This window comes from Paenibacillus sp. UMB4589-SE434 (genome assembly GCF_030226685.1).
GTDB lineage: Bacteria > Bacillota > Bacilli > Paenibacillales > Paenibacillaceae > Paenibacillus_B.
This window is the reverse complement of record NZ_JASOYK010000001.1, coordinates 838,956-858,698: the sequence shown is the minus strand read 5'-3', so window position 1 is coordinate 858,698 and position 19,743 is coordinate 838,956. Positions and strand designations below refer to the sequence as shown.

The following is a 19,743-nucleotide window of genomic DNA, read 5'->3' as shown; positions in this document are numbered from 1 at the left end:
TCCCTCCCCTCAGCTGTACTTCATACGCGGATCAACTAGCGCATACAGGATATCCGTGAACAAATTGGTGGTGAGTACGATACATGCTGCCACGATATTTAATCCCATTAATGTTGGGTAATCCCGAGATAAGAGTGCTTCCATCGTCAACTGTCCGATACCTGGCCATTGAAAGATTTGTTCAATGATAATACTTCCACCGAGCAGCAGGGGTATCTCAGTACCTACTATTGTAATAATCGGGATGAGCGCATTACGGAGCGCATGCTTATTCGTTACCATAAACTCACTTATTCCCTTTGCACGGGCAGTCCGTAAATAGTCCTGCTGAAGTACCTCCAGCATGCTCGCACGTACATAACGTACTTTTTTTCCAGCGATCGCAACCCCTAGAACCACAACAGGAAGTATCAAATGAGCGAGGATGTCACCGATCCCTCCTGTTCCTCCAAGCGTTGTCATCCCCCCTGTTGGCAGCCAGTTTAATTGAATTCCTACGATATAAATCAAGCCTAGTCCGAAAAAAAAGGGTGGAATAGATATGCCGAGAAATGATAAACCCGTCAATACATAATCAAGGTTAGAATTTTGTTTAACTGCGCTAATTACTCCTATAGGGATGGCAATTACAACACCTATCATTAGGGAGCATGAAGCAAGCAGCAAGGTAGGCCCGATTCGCTCGCCGATCAACTGTGAGACAGAGGCAAAGCTGCTAAAGGAATAACCAAGTTCCCCTTTTAACAATCCGCTCAACCATTTGACATACTGAACATATAATGGATCATTTAAGCCAAGAAGTTCTTTTTTTAAATCCAGCATCTCTTTTGGAATATTAGGATTAATCAACATGTCAACAGGATTACCAGGCGCCATGTTCATAATCAGGAAACTTAAGATGGTGATCCCAAAAAAGACAGGTATCGAAATTAATAGTCTGCGTATGATATACCGCCCCATCATCACTTCCCCCTTCAAGCTTCGCCTTATTCTAATGGGTAATGGCAGGCGACAGCATGATCGCCATCTGTAAGAGCAGGTTCGACAGTCCGGCATTGTGTTTGTGCATAAGGACAGCGCGTATGAAATCGACAGCCTGAGGGTGGATCGATCGAACTTGGCACATCACCAAGAAGGATTTGATTGTTTGGTTTTCTAAGAGTCGGATCTGGCGATGGGACAGCATGCAAGAGCAGTTGTGTGTAGGGGTGCTTCGGCTGACGAAACAAATGCTGTGTTGGGGCCAACTCTACAATTTTCCCTAGGTACATCACAGCAATTCTGGTACTCATCTGCTTTACTGCACCCATACCATGGCTGATAAATAAGTATGTGAATTTCAGTTCCTCCTGTAAATCCTGCAGCAGGTTCAAAATCTGCGCCTGGATAGAAACGTCAAGTGCCGACACGGGTTCATCGCATACGATTAGCTTCGGCCGAAGCGCGATCGCTCTAGCAATGACGATGCGTTGTCGTTGTCCTCCCGACAATTCATGCGGATAGCGGTTGCTAGTCGAGCGAGGCAAGCCAACCATCTGAAGTAAAGCCGCTACTTCACGCTGTGTCTCACTGCGTCTTACCCGCTTGTGAACCATTAATGGCTCCGCGAGGGCATCACAAATCCGAATTCGTGGATTTAGCGAAGCAAAAGGATCTTGAAAGATCATTTGCATTCGCGTCCGCACATGCTTCATTCTGTGGACGGGGAAGTGCGTAATGTCCTCGCCATCAAACAAAATACGACCCGAATACGGCTGTTCCAAACGCATAATGGAGCGTCCAATCGTTGATTTGCCACAGCCCGATTCCCCAACTAAGCCTAGAGTCTCTCCTTTGTACAGCGTCAGGCTAACATCATCTACAGCTTTGATATGACCAGTGCGACGTGAAAATAGGCCGTTTCGCAAAGGATAGTATGTTTTTAAATACTCCACGTGCAGCAGTGCTTTTTTGGTTTGTCGGCTAATTATTTCCGCTTGTAAAGTCATAAGGTTCCCCCGCTTAAATGCCCTGCCAATGGAACCCATGTGTTTTCCGTCTCACTAGGCAGCCAGCATCTCACCAGATGCTCCCCGCCGACGCTTTGCACGGTCGGTTGTTCTTGTCGACATCGACCAACAGCATAGGAACAGCGAGGATGATACCGACAACCTGTTGGCATATGCTGCAGCGAAGGGACGGTACCCGGAATTGCATGCATCCGCTTACTGCTGTCACGATTGAGGTGCGGGATCGATCGCATCAATCCTTGTGTGTAGGGATGTTTTGGTGCTCGAAACAACGTGAACACATCCGCTGTTTCCACCACCTGTCCTGCGTACATTACAACTACTTTGTCTGCCATCTCTGCCACGACACCTAAATCATGGGTAACAAGCAAGATTGACGTGCCATTGTTTGTTTGTAATTGCTTCATAAGCTGAAGTATTTGTGCTTGGATCGTCACATCAAGTGCTGTTGTTGGTTCATCTGCAATAAGCAGCTTAGGCTTGCATACTAATGCAATAGCAATCATGACTCGCTGCCTCATCCCGCCTGACAACGCATGGGGATATTGCTTGCTGATTGCTTCTGGTCTTGCAATGCCCACCTTTCTTAACATATCTACAGCAACCGCTCTTGCTTGTTGACGGGACAGGTCCAGATGTAAGCGAATGGGCTCTTCAATTTGCTCCCCAATCGGGATAACTGGATTCAACGAAGTCATCGAGTCTTGAAAGATCATCGAGATTTCATTGCCTCGTAGTCTACGCAATTCCGCTGATGAGGCCTTCGTAAGCGCGCAACCCTTAAACCGAATCTCACCTTGACGAACATAACCGCTCTTGCCGAGCAACCCGATAATGGATAATGAGGTCACACTCTTTCCGCAGCCTGATTCGCCTACGATGGCAACGGTCTCCCCCGATGCAAGGTCAAAACTGGCTTCGTCGACGGAAATGATATCCCCTTGGTCGGTTCGAAAGGCGATCTGTAATCGATCAATCTCCAGCAGCTTTCCCATTCGCTTCACCTCGCTTTTATAAGAACTATTTTTATATCAGTTTAATACTTATTTTTCTTATATGAATAGTCGTTATTAATTTCATTCAGCATAACTGAATATATGAGGCTTGTATAATAGAATAAATCTATTTTGACATCGAAAAATTCTAGGTAATCAGCGCTCCCTTCCACAGTTGTGTTGCTTCTTTCACATGAAATCGATAGCTTTTAACAATAGCATCACCCTTAATAATATCTTTGTCATGCGCTCGCTCGAAGCCCAGACGCTCATAAAGCTGTGCGGCTGCACCCATAACTTCTGATGTATGAAGATGAAGCATGTCTGCTCCCCATTGATGAGATCGCCTGATCCCTGCCCAGATTAACTGTGTGGCTACTCCTCGCCTTCTAACGTTGCTTGCTACTGCCAACAAGCGCATAATTGGGGTGTTAATATTTAATTGAGGTAATCCGTAAGCCGCCTCTGAGGAGTCATACAGAAATACGCTTCCAATGACTAACCCATCCAGTTCAGCAATAATTCGAGCTTTTACTTGGCTATTGCTCACGGAGTCGATAATTTCTTCTCGGTACTTCTCCCAACGATCTTTTGAAAGCAGCCATTCGTACTGAGCGTAAGCATCCATCAGAACAGCCTTAACCGCTTCAAAATCCGACGCTTCCGCATCCCGAATAATAATGGCTCCATCTGGCATGGTGCGCACCTGCTTTCTTTCTTAGTGGTCAAATCAGAACGTGCAGCTCGAATTACGCGCCTCACTATTTCCGAGCTTAATCCGCGCGATCTGCGCGAGATGAGTCTCTACATGTGTGATAAATGCTTGTATGACTGTCGCAAGACTGATCGACTCGTCTTTCCAGTTGATACCTGTCTTTGACCAGTCATCTGGTGTCAATCGTTGAAGCAGCAGGCAATGGTACTCAAGTAATGCTTTAAATACTTGGAGGGCGTCTGCAGCAGCTCCATCGTTTGCCTTCTGTCCTGCTACCCATGGATCTTGGCTAAAGAAGGGTAATCGAACGTCTGAACCAGATAATATTTCTCGTATACGAAACGAAACGATTACACTGTGATCCACTAAGTGAGCCAGTACTTCCGTCACACTCCATTGATGCGGCGCAGCCTTCCATGTTAGTTCTTCGTCCGTCAAGCCCTCAATGGCTTGTTTTAACTTCCCGTAGGTACTTAAATAGGACTCCATATCGAATGCTAATTGACTCATCCTACACCTCCCTTTTTGTTATACAGCTAGTTCCTCTAACGCTTCCTTTAATAAAGTAAAGGAACGTACACGCTTCTCATAATCACTGACTACCGTAGTGAAAATAAATTCTGATACGCCATATTGCGCCTTCAATTCCAATATCCGCTTCCTTACCGTTTCCTTTGTGCCCTTAGTGATGTCAGCGTCGCGCACTTCAGCAGTGTACGATTCACCCGCCTGCCGTGCAAATTCTTCTGCTTGCTCCACGGATCCAACATTTACAGTCTTGCCACTGGCTAATGTAACACGTACACTTTTCAAATCGCCCGCTATGTTAGCAGCCTCTACCTCTGTATCAGCAGCGATGACAGATAAAGCTAGAATCGTCCTGGGCTCGGATTTTCGGGCCGTATTATATTTCGTCCGATATGTATGAAAAGCTTCGCGCGCCGCCTCCGGATCATTATTGATAAACAAGGCAAATACATATGGCAGGCCGCGCTCTGCAGCTATTTCAGCACTTGATACACTTGTGCCAAGGATATAAATTTCAGCAGGACGTTCTGGCAGTGGAGTGGCCTTCAAACCAGCGAGCGGATGCTCATCCTTTGCCGGTCCAAGCAGAAATTGCTCAAGCTCGTTCAGCTTCTCCTCGAGTTTGCGAGTATCCTCTGCAGGCTGCAGTGCTTTGGTAGAACGCGGCAGACCGCCTGGAGCACGGCCGATTCCAAGGTCGATCCGTCCTGGAGCCAATGAGGCGAGCAAGTTAAAGTTCTCAGCCACTTTGTAAGGGCTATAATGCTGCAGCATAACCCCTCCTGATCCAATTTTGATGCTGTTCGTGTGAGCAAGCAGATGAGCGATGAGAACTTCAGGTGATGAACCCGCAAATTGGCTCGAGTCATGATGCTCAGACACCCAAAACCGTTCATAACCAAGCGTTTCAGCCAAACGTGCGAGCTTGACCGTATTGCCTAAAGCCTCTCCAGGTGTCTGCCCAGGGAACACGATACTTTGATCTAAAATCCCGATCTTTATGGTCATGGTTAGCTGCTCCTATCGATTTTCGATGTATTTACGAATCTGCGCGCATTGCGCTACGTCACGCCGCCTTCGTTATATAATTGAAAACGCTTCTCCACGAACAGGGTCAGCCTTTCAATCAAAATGGTTAAAGCCCAGTAAATAATCGCAGCTGCAATATAAGACTCAAGAAACTTCCAGTTTGATGAAGCGATTATCTGGGACTTGGCGTTAATATCTACAACAGAAACGGTAAACACAAGCGTTGACCCGTGCAGCATGCTGATTGTGCTGTTGGACAAGCTGGGCAATAGAATTGCAAAGGCTTGGGGGAATACAATTCGACTTAACGCTTGTTTAGTTGTCATCCCGATGGAATAGGCAGCTTCAATCTGTCCCTTATTCACGGCGAGCAGACCAGAGCGAACCACTTCAGATAAATAAGCCCCTGCCGTAATGGAAAACGAAAGGTAAGCAAATGCAATCATCGGGATAGAGATGGATCGGAATGACCATCCGAACTGGGCAGACAAGAAATCGACAATCAAGGGAAGCCCGAAGTAGATGAGCAGAAGATGGGTCAGCATAGGTGTGCCGCGAATAAAAGTGACATACGATGCAGCCATATAATGCAATACTGGAACTTTGTACAATCTTATCAAGGCTACAATCGTGCCGATGGCCAATCCACATAACATCGACACTGCCGTAATCGCCAATGTAGTTGGGATAGCCGATAATAATTGCATGAGAGCAGTTCCAATAAAGGAGAGATCAAGCTTCATAAACCCGCCTCCTCTTTGCGAATTTTAACGGTAACGGCCGTAAATAGACGGACGAACACATTTCTACTGCGTTCTGCTGTGCTGACAGAGTCAGCTTTTGCTTCATGGCGGAGCAGCCGCTTTTCAATATGATGAAACAACTTCTCAAGCGCCAAACTGATCATAAAGTAGACAACCGCGAGCGAAATGTATATCTCAACAAATCGATGTGATATCGTTCCAAGTGTTTGCGCCTTCCCCGTTATTTCCATAATTCCTAGTGTAAAAGCAAGTGAAGTGTCTTTTAAATTACCGATAACTACGTTTGCGAAGACGGGTACAGAAATGGCCAGTGCCTGTGGCTGCACAATTCGACTGAAAGCTTGAAAGCCATTCATTCCAACAGCGTAAGCAGCTTCAATCTGTCCTCGGTCCACTGCCTTCACGGCCCCTCGGATAACTTCAGAGATAAAAGCTCCACTGTGCAGGGAGTAAGTTAAAATAACGAAGTACAGCGCAGATATTCTGGATACATCAAGTTGAAAGAGCTTTAGTAATTCTGGAATGCCATAGTAGAACAGGAAGAGCTGAATAAGAATGGGTGTACCTCTAAAAAAAGATACATAAATTTGAGACAGCTGTTGCAGGATTGGAATACGATATAGTCGAGGCAACGCGACGAGCAGTCCTAGCAGCAGACCGAGCAGGATCGAGCTGGACACAATAACCAACGTAACTTTCAAAGACGGAAGCAGCTTTACAAAGTATTCAAATACATAGGAAATTTCAAATGGATGTTGGCCCATCTCTCGTTCTCACCTTCCTTGCAGGGACATCTAGTTCGTAGTTAGCTTTACTGTTTATTTAGAAAAGTCTTGGCCAAGCCATTGCGTGCTTAATTTGCTAAGTGTCCCGTCAGCTTTAAGATCTTTAATTGTGGCGTCAACGGTATTGGCAAGCTCCTGTGATGCAGAATCATTTTTACGAAATACATAGAGAATGTTGCCTTCATTTAATGCATTTCCCACTGTTTTGAGTTTCCCCTGCGGGTCTTTAATAGGAAGAAGGAAATCTGCCCCGATAGTTGCATCCACACGCCCTGAAGTCACCTGAAGCACATCATCATTGGCATCGTTTTGCTGGTACACGATATGAATCGCGTTGTTATGCTCCTTGTTATAATTCTCAAGAATTTGAGCCTGGGCACTAGTCGGACCGATGAGCACTTTTTTGCCTTTCAGATCATCAAGCGACTGTATAGAATCCTTGTTATCTGACGTAATGATGATTTTGTTTCGCCAGTAGGCGTAAGGCTCTTGGTTAAATAGAAATTTTTGTTCTCGCTCCGGGTTTTTTTCAAATAGATGCGCTGCTATATCAATTTTTTTGGTTTCAAGGCTGAGCAATATGTTTGAGAAATCCATCGTTTGAAACTCAAACTCATATTGTGGAAGGCGCTTATCAATCTCTCGGATCACCTCTACGTCATAACCTGTCAGCTCACCTTTTTCATTTATAAAAGCTACTTGCTCAAAATCACTCCCTGTACCCACAATTATTTTATTGATGGTGGTTGCTGAATTGGATGCAATTGAGGATGCAGTGCCGCTCGTGTTGGCGCTCGTGCTCTGTGTATCATTCCCGCAGCCAGATACGATAAAGACAAAGCCAACTGCAATTACAAACACGGATAATTTTCTCATAAACGTATGCCTCCCATTATTTCATTTCATAAACTAATAATTCCTACAGGAAAACTAAGAATAAGATTGGAATTACTTTAGCACCCGAGAATACTCTAGGTCAATGCATTCGATAATAGATAAATTCTATACGTAAATTCAATTGTTCAATGGTTAATCTAGTTCTATGTATAACGTGATCGAGTTTTGATTTCATTTGTATAACAGACCTAGCAGTGAAAAAACAAAAAAAGCCGCGGAGTACGCGACTTTAATCATAGTTTACATAATGCTGTTTTCTTGTGTTAGCGTGTGTTACTTTGCCCGCTCTGTAATCATTTTGGCCAATTCTTTAATTTGTAGTTTCAAAGAAATGGGATCATTACCCCAGAACAAGTCGGGATCGAGGTCAAATACTCGATTGTTTTTTACGGCATCAAGTGATTTCCATACTCCCTCGTTGCTTCCCCACACCTCTGCTATCATTTTGCCTTGGTCAAGGAAAATGTAATCACCTGCATACTCATGAACAACTTCGAAGGATACTTTTTTCGAGGATTGTTTGCCAATCATCTCTTGTTTCTGCTTTGGCGGTGGATTGAGCTTCAAATGTTGATAAATTGCCTCTCCACCACGATAGCCGCCATCTCCATAAATGTAGAACGCACTATCCACCACAAAAACGCCCATCAAAGCAAACGTATCCTTTGGCTTCACAACTTTGTTAATCTTCGTACGTGCTTCTGCTGAATCCTGATCGAATTCCGTCAACCATTGCTCCGCTTCTTTTTGCTTGTCGAATATGTCCCCAAAATAACGAGTACTTTCGTAGATACTGCTGAAATAGTTGTAAGGCAGTACAATGGTTGGCGCGATCTTGTTGTATTGTTCAATAATCTTTCCATCATACTTCGGATCGAGCCAAGTCACAATCAAATCAGGGTCCAAATCCAGCATCTTCTCAAGTGAGCGCTCGCCTACGCTTTCAATGCCGGCAATTTGATCCTTAATGACTTTGTTATCTAGATCCCACTGCATAGCCCCAACCGGCTTAATGCCCAGGATGAGCATATTGGGCAAATATCCATCCATTACGATCCGCTTTGGATTAACAGGTATCTCAAGCTGCCCTGTGGCAGTTTGTATCGTTTTGGTTTGAACAGAATCCGTGTTGCTAGTCTTTGAATCGGAAGACTCTTGCTCCTGTTGAGAGACTTGTTTGCCACCGCTCTCTGCGGCTGATGTGGCTTTATTAGGCGCAGCAGTGTCAGTACTTCCCCCGCCACAAGCCGTCAACATCAACACAAAAAGTATCACAACAAAAGATTTGAGAATATATGTATCGGATTTAACCATAACAACCTCCATTAATAATGATTATCATTCGCGACGATAACCCTTATTATACACATGCTATTCATGTGCCGTCGATGTACAGAGGTTAGTTTTCCAATAGGGATTATTGTTGGATCCACTGGCCTGATGTTAACAAATTTACCAATACATCCATCTGTTTTTCCAATGATACGCCTTCATCCATCCAGAACTCCTCCAACTGTAGTACATAGAAATGGCACTGATGTTCGTTTCGAAGTTGCAGCCATACGCCGTGTGAAATCATTTTCCCTTCAAAAGCTTCGGTATTTGCGCAAGGGACGATAAAAAACATATGGTCTGCTGCATAGTTCATCAAATCCTGCTCCTGTATAAAAAGATGCTTGGCCTGGTCGAGCACTTCTTCCTGAACACGTAGCGGCGGCGTAAGCTCAAGCAATTGATAAAGATTAAACGCAGACCGCACCGAATCATAAGGAATAAGCCAGCGCTGATCATGCCACTGTTCATATAGCGCTACCGTTTCATGAGCACCGATACACTGTCGTATGGCCTGCCTGGCTGCTAGGGCTTTTTGTTGGAGTCTAGTAATCCATCGTTCAGCTTCCATTGTACGCCCGAAGAGGCTGCCTATCACTCTCACCTCATCCAGCTTGTCCATCTTCCCCCACTCAAGCGTAACGACTGGTGCGACCCTCTCCAAGGCCTTAAGCAAATCCGGATACTGATAATAATAGGAAGGAATTAATATGAAGTCTGGTGCTAAAGGCTTTAACTGCTCAGCAATGTGAAGCTCATCTATCTCAACAATCCCTTCCAGATCTTCAAGCAGGAGTAAAGATGAACGGAGCACCTCAGCTGTGGTTGCAAGTGGCTTAATGCCTACTGCAAGCAGTGCCCCGAGAAACTGCATACCGATAATACGTGTAGTTCCCCTCCTTTGACGAAAAGCGCTAGGTGTCAAGCCGACTACTTTTCGAAATGCTTTTCCTAAATAAGAACCATCGGCAAACCCGGTCTTATAAGCGATATCGTTCAAATTGTCGCTTGTACTTAATAATCTTCGCTTCGCCTCTTCAATACGGATCCGAGTCAAATATTCGGCGAAGCTCCACCCTGTCTCCTTATGGAAAAGGGACGAAAAATAACTTTGGTTAAACCCTGTCATCTGTGCCATAAAAGAACGGCTGATCGAAGTGTCAAAATGTTGATTCACATATATAACCGCGTCTTTGATCGCATCATTATGGGACATAAAGGTGAACTCGCCTGCTTTGCTCCTAAAGACACTGCTCAGCAGCTCATCCAGCATTAAATCTAGTCTAGAGGCATTCCGTGACCAAGATGCCCGCCGAAGCTGTGCCATCAGGCTCATCAGCAAAGCAAACGAATGCCTTGAAAACTCCATAACAGCCCCGTGTGCGGGTATATTCTCATGGCTAATACGATAAAGCAGACAGGTGTCCGTACGCTCACTCAGTACATAACTTTGGAAAATAACGGCGTAAACAGGTGCGAATTCAGTCCTGTTTGCTGTTATCATGCTCATACATTCTTCCGCATGCCGCAATACAATACACTGCCCCTCATTCACCTTATACATGCTGCTTGCTGTACGTAATACGATGGCTTCAGTCGGCACAATAACAGCTGGATAGGACAGAATCAATGCGGCAGGACTTTGTGTACCAGGCTCCGCCAACATTCGTACATCTTGCAGTTCATAGGTAGTCGTATTCATAGATCCTCCGTATATGCTATACTCCATAAATCCTATTTCATTATATATGATAATCATTATCAATACTAACGATAGTAGAATTCATGAATAGTGATGATATTCACACATTAATAGCAAAAGCACGGGCTCTATCTTGTGAAAATTAATGTCTAGGTCGAGATGTAGGCAATGGCCAATCTGCCGTCTACAGGATTTGGATAGATCTCACATTCAACATCATAGACGCTATAGATTAGCTCCTTAGTTAACACCTCATCTGGCCTGCCGCTTGCTACGATTTCACCTTCTTTAACCACAATAATAATATCGCAGTACATAGCAGCAAGTGACAGATCATGCAAAGCTGCTAACGTGGCTATTTGCAACGATTTTACAATTGAGAACATGTGCAGTTGATACTTAATATCCAGATGATTGGTTGGTTCATCCAAGACTAGAAACTGAGGCTGCTGTGCAATGGCACGCGCCAATAGAACACGTTGTCGCTCCCCTCCTGAAAGTGTTAAGTAGCTTCTATCCGCGTAAGCAAGTAAATCTACCTTCTCCAGCGCCGCATATACGAGGGCATAGTCTTCTTGACGATCAGCTTCCATTAGATGCTTGTGAGGTGTTCTGCCCATCATGACCATCTCAAAAACTGTGAACTCAAAGTTCATGTCATTAAATTGCCCGACAACAGCCATTTGTTGAGCGATATATTTGGGATTAGATGTGATGACGTTTCTCTGATCCAAAAAGACAGTACCTTTTCTCGGTTTAAGCACTTTGTATATACTTTTTAGTAAGGTCGACTTTCCGCAGCCGTTCGGTCCGATAATACCCACAAACTGTCCGTTGTCTACATGGAGTGAAATATTTTTAACGATGTCTGTTCCAGACAGCGCCACAACGAGATGCTCTACTTTTAATTCCAATCTATTTCCCTCCAAATCCGTAACTCCTTTTAATTAACATGTACATAAACATTGGAGCACCAAGAAGCGCAGTGACAATACCAATCGGAAGTTCCCCATTTGGAATGATCGATCGGGCCAATACATCTGTCCATATTAAAAAAATGGCACTGACAAGAATCGTAACAGGCAACAGTCGTTTATGATCTGAACCTACCATACTGCGGACGATATGAGGAACAATTAACCCAACAAAACCAATAATGCCGCAGGTGGCAACCAGAATTCCTGTCAAGAGCGAGGCTAGCATCATATATAACCTGCGATAAGTATTAAGATGTATACCTAACGTTATGGCAGCTTCATCTCCCATTAGCATTGTATTTAATATTCTCGCCTGAAATATAAAAAAGAGCGCTGCAGCTCCTACTATGACGGCAATCAATGGCAGTTGATCCCATTTTGCCGAAGCCAGACTGCCCATTGTCCAAAACGTTATCGACCGGATGCCCTCCGCATCTTTAGCAAAATAAACGATAAAATTGGAAAAGGCGCTGCATAATGCATGAATGACCATTCCTGCAAGCACTAGCTTGACGGAAGACATCTTACTACCCACATTAGCCAAAACAAGCACGAGCACAGACGCGCCGAAAGCACCCAAAAAGGCCCAGAATGCTACACCTAAATTCCCGAAAATTCCTGCCGCACCAAAGCCAAGGATAATAGAAAATGTTGCACCTAAAGAGGCCCCAGACGAGATTCCCAATATATAGGGATCGGCAAGCGGATTTTGTACAGCAGCCTGCATAACCGCTCCGCACAAAGCCAAACCCGTCCCAACAATCATCGCTAATAATACGCGTGGTAATCGTATGTTCCAAATAATATCCATGGTTGTACCAGAAGCAAGCTCCTCCATATCACCGAGCGATATCCCTGTCGATCGCAGCGTCACAATACGCAGCGCATCTCCGAAAGATACCGATACCTGCCCAATCGACAAGGCAAGTCCAACAGAACAAATAACGGCAGCAATTAATAGGAGCATTATCCATATAAAAAACGTGCGTTTCTGCATTGCAGCATCAAAATTTGTTAAAGCAGTCTTATCCATCGTTATCTTCTTTACCGATAACATCATGACTGCCCTCCATATTGTTCAGGATGGATAAAGGCAGCCACGTCCTCATACAGATCTGCAAGCTGAAGACTTCCACGAATGGCATTGGTATAGTCTACGACCATGACATTTCCCTTTTTGATGGCTTCAACGTTTTGCAGCCTGTCATTGGAGAGCAGCTTCGTCTTAATTGTCTCATTATTAGGATCTTGAAATTGAGTTAACACTATTTTCTCCGGATTAGCAGCAATAATTGCCTCAATTGACATTTCCATATATCCGTCTGACAACTCCACGTATTTACCTCCAGAGCCTTCGATCATTTCATCAATTACACTCCAGGAAGGTGGGTAATAATCAAAATTTTCACGTCCTGCACTTGCGATCAACAATACATTAGGCCTATTTTGAACTGATTTGGAAGTTTGTTTCACTTTGGTTATTCTCGCAGTTTGCTCCTTTATAAAGGCCTCTGTCTTTCCTTCTACGTCAAAAGCTACTCCAAAATTTCGGATGTCGTCCATATAGTGCTCGATACTCCGTCCGATATTAAAATTTGAAGCCGTTATGACAGAAATTCCTCGCTCGTTCCAAAATGAGATTTCACCTAAGCGATCCTCTTTAAAAGCTGAGGACATCGCATAGATGATGTCAGGTTGCAAATCAATTACCGACTCCTTGGATGGCCATAGGTCTGAAAGAATCGGCAGCTTGTTAATTTGATTTTCATATTTAGAAAAAGACTGATCCAAGTAACCAAGACCAACTACTTTATCTTCAAGTCCGAATGCAATCATTAATTCAGCCATCGCGGACCCTACGACGACTACTCGTTTCGGCTCCGTCTCTATTGTTTGCTTCATTTCTTTGCCTTCATCCGAGTAGATGGATAGTGTAACAGGATAATGTTTGTTCATCGTCTCTTGTTTCATGCTCTTATTAGATTGAGCTGCTTCATTTGTTACTTCCAAAATCGCATCATTGTGTGTTGTATTTCCACAAGCAGTGCTGAATAGAACTGCTATGACAACACCACCGAATATCTGACTCCTCTTACGTGTTCTCATCATAAACCCCTCACCAATCATCAATTTGTGTGCATCGAATTAACTGATAATCATTATCATTTATATTGTGCTTCCATGCTACCTGCTAAGGTATTTTCTTTCCCTGTTAAAGGAGTCCAACAAAAAAACTCCCCAGACATAACAGCATGTCTAAAGGAGTACTTTATTACTTATTTCGATTTGGTTTGTTCTTTTTTAATCAATAGAACCATCATTCAAAAGGCTATACTGAACTGAGGTAACAAAAAATAAGTCCCAATCATAACCAAAAGCAAAATAAAAGAAGCCAACAGGATTAACTTATGACGATTCAGTATTAACGTCATACCATAAGCGACTCCCAAACAGATGACTGCGAGTATGGACAACGATGGTGAACTGGAAAGGAGTAGTATCTTACTTTCAATGCTGGTAACAATTCCACAAAACGTTCAAACGACAGGCTGCCCGGTATTACGCTTTGCCCCTATCACCAAAATTGTGCGTTTTTTCTGACGATACGAATAAACTCTGTTACTGCCGGCGATAACCACTTGTTTTTGGGATACAACATAAATGTAGAAAGCGTTTCTTCATACTTTTCTCCTACTAACTTATGTTCACACAACTCTTTCTCCACAGTTATTCGAGGCAATATCGAGACTCCTAGGCCACTCATAATTGATTGTTTTACTGACTCGATACTCCAAAACTCAATCCTGCTTTGAATTCCTATATTGGATTTTTCTACAAACTGCTCCAAAAGGGTACGATAGCTGCACCCTTTTTTGGTAACAAGTAAACTGCACTTTTTCAAATCCAATTGATTGTTCAAGTTGAAATCATTGGGGTATAAAAACATCATTTGCTCTTCTACTATTGTTTCACAATAGATATTCGAATCCTTCACTTTTTTTCCTAACATAAAAACGATATCCGTACTTCCATTTGAAAGTTCTTCCCGAAATGTAAATGGGTCCACGTGGTGCCATTCTATACTTACATGAGGATATGTTCGTTTGAACTCTTCAAAAATGGGTGGAAAACGATAGAGTAATAGGTATTCTGCAACCGTAATGGTGATATGACCTGAAATTTCACCTTCTGTAGAAGTTACTTCTTGAATGTCGTCATAAATTTCTAACATCTTTTTGGCATGAGGCATCAGTTTTTTTCCAACTTCCGTTAATATCACCTGTTTTCCTATCCGATCAAATAAAGGGCGACCTAGTTCCGTTTCCAAAGCCTTTATATGTGAAGTAATGGTTGATTGAGCATATCCAAGATGATTTGCGGCTTTGGTGAAACCGCCTAACTCAACGATCGTAATCAGGGTAACCAAATGCCGAATTTCCACAAAGATTCGCCCCCTCACATCCATCTAAAAAGATGATGGTTTTCATTCAAAATATCAATTTTATTAATTGATTTCAAGCTTATATACTCGATGTAAGACTTATTCTAAAGGTTGTGATTACATTGAGAACAACGACCGGAATCCTTTATGCGTTTATTTGGGCTACTGCAGCAATTGCTACAAAAATAGGTTTAGTCTCTTCAAGTCCACTACTTTTCGCCTCAACAAGATTGTTTTTCGCAGGGATTATACTATTTGCTATCGTGTATATCGCTAACAGAAAGTATCCTTTTCCAAAAGGGAAAGAATGGGGAAATTTAATTATTCTAGGATTACTTAATTCGACTATTTATGTGGGATGCTGTTTCTTATCCCTTGACCATGTAGATTCAAGCATTTTTAATTTATTACTTACCTTCAATCCGTTTATTGTTGCTTTCCTTTGCTCCATCTTTTTAAACAGAACCATCAAAAGAAATGAGTTAGTGGGCATGTGTCTCTCAGCGTTAGGCCTAGGAATTGCCCTATATCCTTATATAAACATTATTAATGGAACGTTATTCGGGTTCATTACATTGGGAATTGGTGTTTTTTCAATGGGGATCGGAAGCATTTACTTTAGTAAAATACAAATGAGATTGCCCGGAATTGTAGTAAATACCTGGCAGATTATTTTAGGCAGTGCAATGGCTATACCGCTTTCGTTTTTATTAGAGCCTGATTACTACTTTCATCTCGATGTCTACTTTGGATTTGGGCTTTTCTGGCAAGTAATTGTTGTTTCAATTATTGCGATGTTGCTTTGGTTCTCCTTATTGAAAGAAGACCCTGTCAGAGCAAATAATTTTTTATTTCTTACACCTATCTTTGGATATATGTTATCTGCCATTTTTCTTGGTGAAACCATAACCAACTTTCATTATATCGGCGCACTCTTCGTTATTATTGGTACAGTTTACAGTCAGATGAATAGGCTCGGCTCAAAACAGAGCGACAGTAATATACCTGGTGACGCACAGATTGGTGCTGAAGCACCGATCAACGTGCAGCCTGAGCATCTTAGAAATAGCAGCAGATAAGGATGAAGCCCAAACAAGCTTTTGAAACAATCAAGGAGCAGTCCTATGCGTAGTGATCCTACTGGGACCTGCTCCTTGGGCAGTCACTTATGATTAAATTGCTGAACTTCGAACTACTTCGCCATTTCAACCTGCGGAACAACAGCTTGATGCAGACAAGTATCAAGTTCCTTCATGTATTTTGTTTGCTGTTCAGGCGTCCAATCCAGATGAGCAGCCATAAAAGCAATGACAGGCTGCTTCCATTGATGTACCCACTGGATGTTAAAGAACAGTGCGCCGGTACGACGGATGAAGAAATCAACAGGCTTCATAGTCAATTCCTCGTTCATTGCGTATACAAGTGGTATGAGCACCTCCAGTGGCAGTCCGCTGGCTGTCGTTTGATCACGATAGCGGTCCACAAACTTGAAAATGTCATCCACGTTAGAACCATAAGATTGTACCCATCGTTTAGCTAATGCAGGATCTAGTCCATGGCGAACCCCTTCATCCACCTTGCTTTGAATGTAACGAGGGAACGCACTTGAACCGCCCACGTGTCCGCCAGAGATTGGCATTTGTTTAGTCTTGGCTGCTACAAAAGCACGGCCATCATCTTGAACTAACAGACGCATGACCAAGTCCACGATCATTTCGGCCATTTTGCGATAGCCTGTCAGTTTTCCGCCAGCAATGGTAATCAGACCTGAAGGCGACTGCCAAATTTCGTCGCGGCGAGAAATCTCGGATGCATTCTTGCCTTCTTCATAAATTAGCGGCCTTACCCCTGCCCAGCTCGATTCAATATCATCAACGGTTAATTTCACTGTTGGGAACATATACGCAATTGCACCCATGATGTAATCGCGGTCTTCCTTTGTCATAATCGGCTGTACGGGATCTGCTTTGTAGAACGTGTCAGTTGTCCCTACATAAGCCTTGCCGTCACGCGGGATCGCAAACACCATGCGCCCGTCTGGTGTATCAAAGTATACCGCTTGCTTGAGCGGGAACTTGGCTTGGTCAATAACAAGATGAACTCCTTTTGACAATTGCAGATGCTTGCCTGTCTTCGAGTGATCTTTGTTCCGAAGTTCGTCAACCCACGGTCCTGCAGCATTTATTATTTTCTTGGCGCGAAACTCATGCGCATGGCCATTCAATTGATCAACGACTCGTACACCAACTATTTTACTATTTTCATAGACAAACGAGTCTACTTTCATATAGTTCACTGCCATCGCACCGTGATGCACAGCTTCCTTCATGACTTCAATCGTCAGCCGGGCATCGTCTGTGCGATATTCTACGTAGTATCCACCGCCCAGCAGCCCATCCCGTTTTAAGAGCGGTTCACGTTTTAGCGTTTCTTGTTCCGCTAGCATCCGTCTCCGCTCACTACGTTTGACGCCAGCTAGGAAGTCATAGACACGCAACCCGATACCAGTGCTGAATTTACCAAATGTTCCCCCGCGATGAAGTGGCAAGAGCATCCATTCCGGAGTCGTCACATGTGGTCCGTTCTCGTATACAATTGCACGCTCTTTTCCTACTTCTGCTACGGTTTTCACGTCAAATTGCTTTAAATACCGGAGCCCACCATGCACCAGCTTGGTTGAACGACTTGAAGTTCCAGCTGCAAAGTCCTGCATCTCGAACAATGCTGTGCGCAACCCTCTTGTTGTAGCGTCCAAAGCAATTCCTGCACCTGTAATCCCGCCCCCAATGACGATAACGTCAAGTGGCTGCTGACCCATTCCTTCTATAATCGATCTACGCTCTGTTGCGGAAAATGTATTTAACATCTGATGGACCCTCCTGGTCATGGATACGGCATATAATAAGAAAAACCGCAATAACACTATAGTACTAGACTATAGTGCAATTGCGGTTTCTCTGCTCTCCAACCGAATCTAAATATTAACTTATTTAAAATTGTAACATATTATTGCCATTATTTAAATACTTTTGTCGCCTCGATTGCTTTGTTCCAACCAGCATAAAGCTCCGCTTGCTGCTCCTCTAGCATAGCAGGCTTAAACGTACGGTCAATGCTCCACTGGGCGGCAATCTCGTCACGGCTGCTCCAGAATCCTACTGCCAGACCCGCAAGATAAGCCGCACCAAGGGCTGTCGTCTCGTATACTTGTGGGCATTCCACCGGCACGCCAAGCATATCGCTCTGGAACTGCATCAGGAAATTGTTCTGCACCGCACCGCCATCCACACGCAGCTTGGTTAATTGAATCGAGGAGTCAGCCTCCATCGCTGTAAGTACATCTTTGGTCTGATAAGCAAGGGATTCCAATGTAGCCCGAATAAAATGCTCTTTTGATGTTCCACGTGTCAAGCCAAAAATAGCACCCTTCACTTCGCTATCCCAATACGGTGTACCAAGCCCAACAAAAGCAGGCACAACATACACACCATCTGTCGAATCAACCTTGCTTGCGTACAGTTCGCTGTCTTTAGATTCCTTAATCATACGAAGTCCATCACGCAGCCATTGTACAGCGGAACCGGCCACGAATACACTGCCCTCCAGGGCATATTCCACTTTGCCATCAATTCCCCAAGCTATTGTCGTTAACAAGCCATGGGAAGATTGAACGGCCGTATCACCGGTATTCATAAGCATAAAGCAGCCCGTACCGTATGTGTTCTTAGCCATTCCTTGTTTGAAGCAGGCTTGACCGAACAAAGCGGCTTGCTGGTCACCAGCCGCGCCTGCAATCGGAATTTCTTCTCCGAAGAAATGGAAGTCAGCTGTTTTACCATATACTTCAGAAGATGAGCGCACTTCAGGCAGCATTTGTTTTGGAATTGTTAGCAGTTCCAATAGTTCCTCGTCCCATTTCAACTCATGAATATTGTACATTAATGTACGTGAAGCGTTGCTATAATCTGTGACGTGTACATTGCCGCCTGTCAGCTTCCAGATCAGCCAAGTATCGATCGTGCCGAATAGTAAATCACCACGTTCTGCTTTCTCCCTTGCACCAGGCACATGATCCAGAATCCATTTCACTTTTGTGCCCGAGAAATATGAATCTATCAACAATCCTGTCTTGGAGCGGAACAGCTCACTATGCCCAGCTGCTTGCAGCTCATCACAGATCGATTTGGTTTGTCTCGACTGCCAAACAATCGCGTTGTACACAGGGCGTCCGGACTCCTTATCCCAGACAACCGTCGTTTCGCGTTGATTTGTAATGCCAATACTTGCGATCTGACTTGGCTTGATGCTGGATTCGATCAGACACGTCGCGATAACAGCCAGAATCGTCCCCCATATTTCTTGTGCATTGTGCTCTACCCAGCCTGGCTCAGGAAAGATTTGCGTAAATTCTTTCTGTGCTACGTGAACGATTTGTCCTTCTTTGTTAAAAAGAATGGCTCTTGAACTTGTAGTGCCCTGATCAAGCGATAAAATATATTTTTCCATGTGAGATTCCCCCGTTATCCTGATTTCAGCATATACACCATCATTACGCCGTTACACTATTT

General features: G+C 43.9%; 18 protein-coding genes. 1 reads left to right on the top strand and 17 read right to left on the bottom strand.

The window, feature by feature from the left end; all coding sequences use genetic code 11:
• Window positions 1-9: 9 nt before the first annotated feature.
• From QP775_RS03560 to QP775_RS03490, 15 genes are all read right to left on the bottom strand, one after another.
• Window positions 10-960, bottom strand: coding sequence for an ABC transporter permease (locus QP775_RS03560; RefSeq protein ID WP_285103651.1), 951 nt, complete (start codon window positions 958-960; stop codon window positions 10-12).
• 26 nt (window positions 961-986) lie between these two features.
• Complete coding sequence (locus QP775_RS03555) at window positions 987-1,988, bottom strand: ABC transporter ATP-binding protein (protein ID WP_285103649.1); 1,002 nt, start codon at window positions 1,986-1,988, stop codon at window positions 987-989.
• A complete protein-coding gene (locus QP775_RS03550) occupies window positions 1,985-3,004 on the bottom strand; it encodes an ABC transporter ATP-binding protein (protein WP_285103647.1) in 1,020 nt (339 codons plus the stop codon). The genes QP775_RS03555 and QP775_RS03550 overlap by 4 nt, the downstream gene beginning before the upstream one ends.
• A 148-nt stretch (window positions 3,005-3,152) precedes the next feature.
• Window positions 3,153-3,701: a GNAT family N-acetyltransferase gene (locus QP775_RS03545; RefSeq protein WP_285103645.1), complete on the bottom strand. Its 549-nt coding sequence runs from the start codon at window positions 3,699-3,701 to the stop codon at window positions 3,153-3,155.
• 33 nt (window positions 3,702-3,734) lie between these two features.
• A complete protein-coding gene (locus QP775_RS03540) occupies window positions 3,735-4,229 on the bottom strand; it encodes a DinB family protein (RefSeq protein WP_285103642.1) in 495 nt (164 codons plus the stop codon).
• An 18-nt stretch (window positions 4,230-4,247) separates the two neighbouring features.
• The gene (locus tag QP775_RS03535; protein ID WP_285103640.1) at window positions 4,248-5,255 is read right to left on the bottom strand and encodes an LLM class flavin-dependent oxidoreductase; all 1,008 of its coding nucleotides are present in this window, start codon (window positions 5,253-5,255) and stop codon (window positions 4,248-4,250) included.
• A 53-nt stretch (window positions 5,256-5,308) separates the two neighbouring features.
• Window positions 5,309-6,019: an amino acid ABC transporter permease gene (locus tag QP775_RS03530; protein WP_239330774.1), complete on the bottom strand. Its 711-nt coding sequence runs from the start codon at window positions 6,017-6,019 to the stop codon at window positions 5,309-5,311.
• Window positions 6,016-6,804 carry an amino acid ABC transporter permease gene (locus tag QP775_RS03525; protein WP_285103637.1) on the bottom strand — a complete coding sequence of 263 codons (789 nt, stop codon included), beginning with the start codon at window positions 6,802-6,804 and terminating at the stop codon, window positions 6,016-6,018. The genes QP775_RS03530 and QP775_RS03525 overlap by 4 nt, the downstream gene beginning before the upstream one ends.
• A 54-nt stretch (window positions 6,805-6,858) precedes the next feature.
• Window positions 6,859-7,701, bottom strand: a complete 843-nt coding sequence (locus QP775_RS03520; protein ID WP_285103635.1) for a transporter substrate-binding domain-containing protein — start codon at window positions 7,699-7,701, stop codon at window positions 6,859-6,861.
• Window positions 7,702-7,995: 294 nt separating this feature from the next.
• Window positions 7,996-9,036 (bottom strand): ABC transporter substrate-binding protein, encoded by a 1,041-nt coding sequence (locus QP775_RS03515; RefSeq protein WP_239330765.1) that lies wholly within the window; start codon window positions 9,034-9,036, stop codon window positions 7,996-7,998.
• Between the two features lie 103 nt (window positions 9,037-9,139).
• Window positions 9,140-10,756, bottom strand: coding sequence for a helix-turn-helix domain-containing protein (locus tag QP775_RS03510; RefSeq protein ID WP_239330763.1), 1,617 nt, complete (start codon window positions 10,754-10,756; stop codon window positions 9,140-9,142).
• Window positions 10,757-10,905: 149 nt separating this feature from the next.
• Window positions 10,906-11,670 carry an ABC transporter ATP-binding protein gene (locus tag QP775_RS03505; RefSeq protein ID WP_239330761.1) on the bottom strand — a complete coding sequence of 255 codons (765 nt, stop codon included), beginning with the start codon at window positions 11,668-11,670 and terminating at the stop codon, window positions 10,906-10,908.
• Window position 11,671: 1 nt separating this feature from the next.
• A complete protein-coding gene (locus QP775_RS03500) occupies window positions 11,672-12,730 on the bottom strand; it encodes a FecCD family ABC transporter permease (RefSeq protein ID WP_239331338.1) in 1,059 nt (352 codons plus the stop codon).
• 59 nt (window positions 12,731-12,789) lie between these two features.
• The gene (locus QP775_RS03495; protein WP_285103631.1) at window positions 12,790-13,839 is read right to left on the bottom strand and encodes an ABC transporter substrate-binding protein; all 1,050 of its coding nucleotides are present in this window, start codon (window positions 13,837-13,839) and stop codon (window positions 12,790-12,792) included.
• Between the two features lie 469 nt (window positions 13,840-14,308).
• Window positions 14,309-15,175, bottom strand: a complete 867-nt coding sequence (locus QP775_RS03490; protein ID WP_285103629.1) for a LysR family transcriptional regulator — start codon at window positions 15,173-15,175, stop codon at window positions 14,309-14,311.
• A gap of 122 nt (window positions 15,176-15,297) precedes the next feature.
• Here QP775_RS03490 and QP775_RS03485 point away from each other — a divergent pair, with 122 nt between their 5' ends.
• Complete coding sequence (locus tag QP775_RS03485) at window positions 15,298-16,254, top strand: DMT family transporter (protein ID WP_239330755.1); 957 nt, start codon at window positions 15,298-15,300, stop codon at window positions 16,252-16,254.
• A gap of 113 nt (window positions 16,255-16,367) precedes the next feature.
• Here QP775_RS03485 and QP775_RS03480 read toward each other — a convergent pair whose 3' ends face one another.
• Entirely contained in the window at window positions 16,368-18,041 is a 1,674-nt protein-coding gene (locus QP775_RS03480) for a glycerol-3-phosphate dehydrogenase/oxidase (RefSeq protein ID WP_239330753.1), read from the bottom strand.
• 149 nt (window positions 18,042-18,190) lie between these two features.
• A complete protein-coding gene (gene glpK / locus QP775_RS03475) occupies window positions 18,191-19,681 on the bottom strand; it encodes a glycerol kinase GlpK (protein ID WP_239330752.1) in 1,491 nt (496 codons plus the stop codon).
• Window positions 19,682-19,743 lie beyond the last annotated feature (62 nt).

Excerpts from the sequence above, each read along its gene's own strand:
- QP775_RS03560 (WP_285103651.1), bottom strand. The coding sequence starts at position 960 with ATGGGGCGGTATATCATACGCAGACTATTAATTTCGATACCTGTCTTT.
- QP775_RS03555 (WP_285103649.1), bottom strand. The coding sequence starts at position 1,988 with ATGACTTTACAAGCGGAAATAATTAGCCGACAAACCAAAAAAGCACTG.
- QP775_RS03550 (WP_285103647.1), bottom strand. The coding sequence starts at position 3,004 with ATGGGAAAGCTGCTGGAGATTGATCGATTACAGATCGCCTTTCGAACC.
- QP775_RS03545 (WP_285103645.1), bottom strand. The coding sequence starts at position 3,701 with ATGCCAGATGGAGCCATTATTATTCGGGATGCGGAAGCGTCGGATTTT.
- QP775_RS03540 (WP_285103642.1), bottom strand. The coding sequence starts at position 4,229 with ATGAGTCAATTAGCATTCGATATGGAGTCCTATTTAAGTACCTACGGG.
- QP775_RS03535 (WP_285103640.1), bottom strand. The coding sequence starts at position 5,255 with ATGACCATAAAGATCGGGATTTTAGATCAAAGTATCGTGTTCCCTGGG.
- QP775_RS03530 (WP_239330774.1), bottom strand. The coding sequence starts at position 6,019 with ATGAAGCTTGATCTCTCCTTTATTGGAACTGCTCTCATGCAATTATTA.
- QP775_RS03525 (WP_285103637.1), bottom strand. The coding sequence starts at position 6,804 with ATGGGCCAACATCCATTTGAAATTTCCTATGTATTTGAATACTTTGTA.
- QP775_RS03520 (WP_285103635.1), bottom strand. The coding sequence starts at position 7,701 with ATGAGAAAATTATCCGTGTTTGTAATTGCAGTTGGCTTTGTCTTTATC.
- QP775_RS03515 (WP_239330765.1), bottom strand. The coding sequence starts at position 9,036 with ATGGTTAAATCCGATACATATATTCTCAAATCTTTTGTTGTGATACTT.
- QP775_RS03510 (WP_239330763.1), bottom strand. The coding sequence starts at position 10,756 with ATGAATACGACTACCTATGAACTGCAAGATGTACGAATGTTGGCGGAG.
- QP775_RS03500 (WP_239331338.1), bottom strand. The coding sequence starts at position 12,730 with ATGCAGAAACGCACGTTTTTTATATGGATAATGCTCCTATTAATTGCT.
- QP775_RS03495 (WP_285103631.1), bottom strand. The coding sequence starts at position 13,839 with ATGAGAACACGTAAGAGGAGTCAGATATTCGGTGGTGTTGTCATAGCA.
- QP775_RS03480 (WP_239330753.1), bottom strand. The coding sequence starts at position 18,041 with ATGTTAAATACATTTTCCGCAACAGAGCGTAGATCGATTATAGAAGGA.
- glpK (WP_239330752.1), bottom strand. The coding sequence starts at position 19,681 with ATGGAAAAATATATTTTATCGCTTGATCAGGGCACTACAAGTTCAAGA.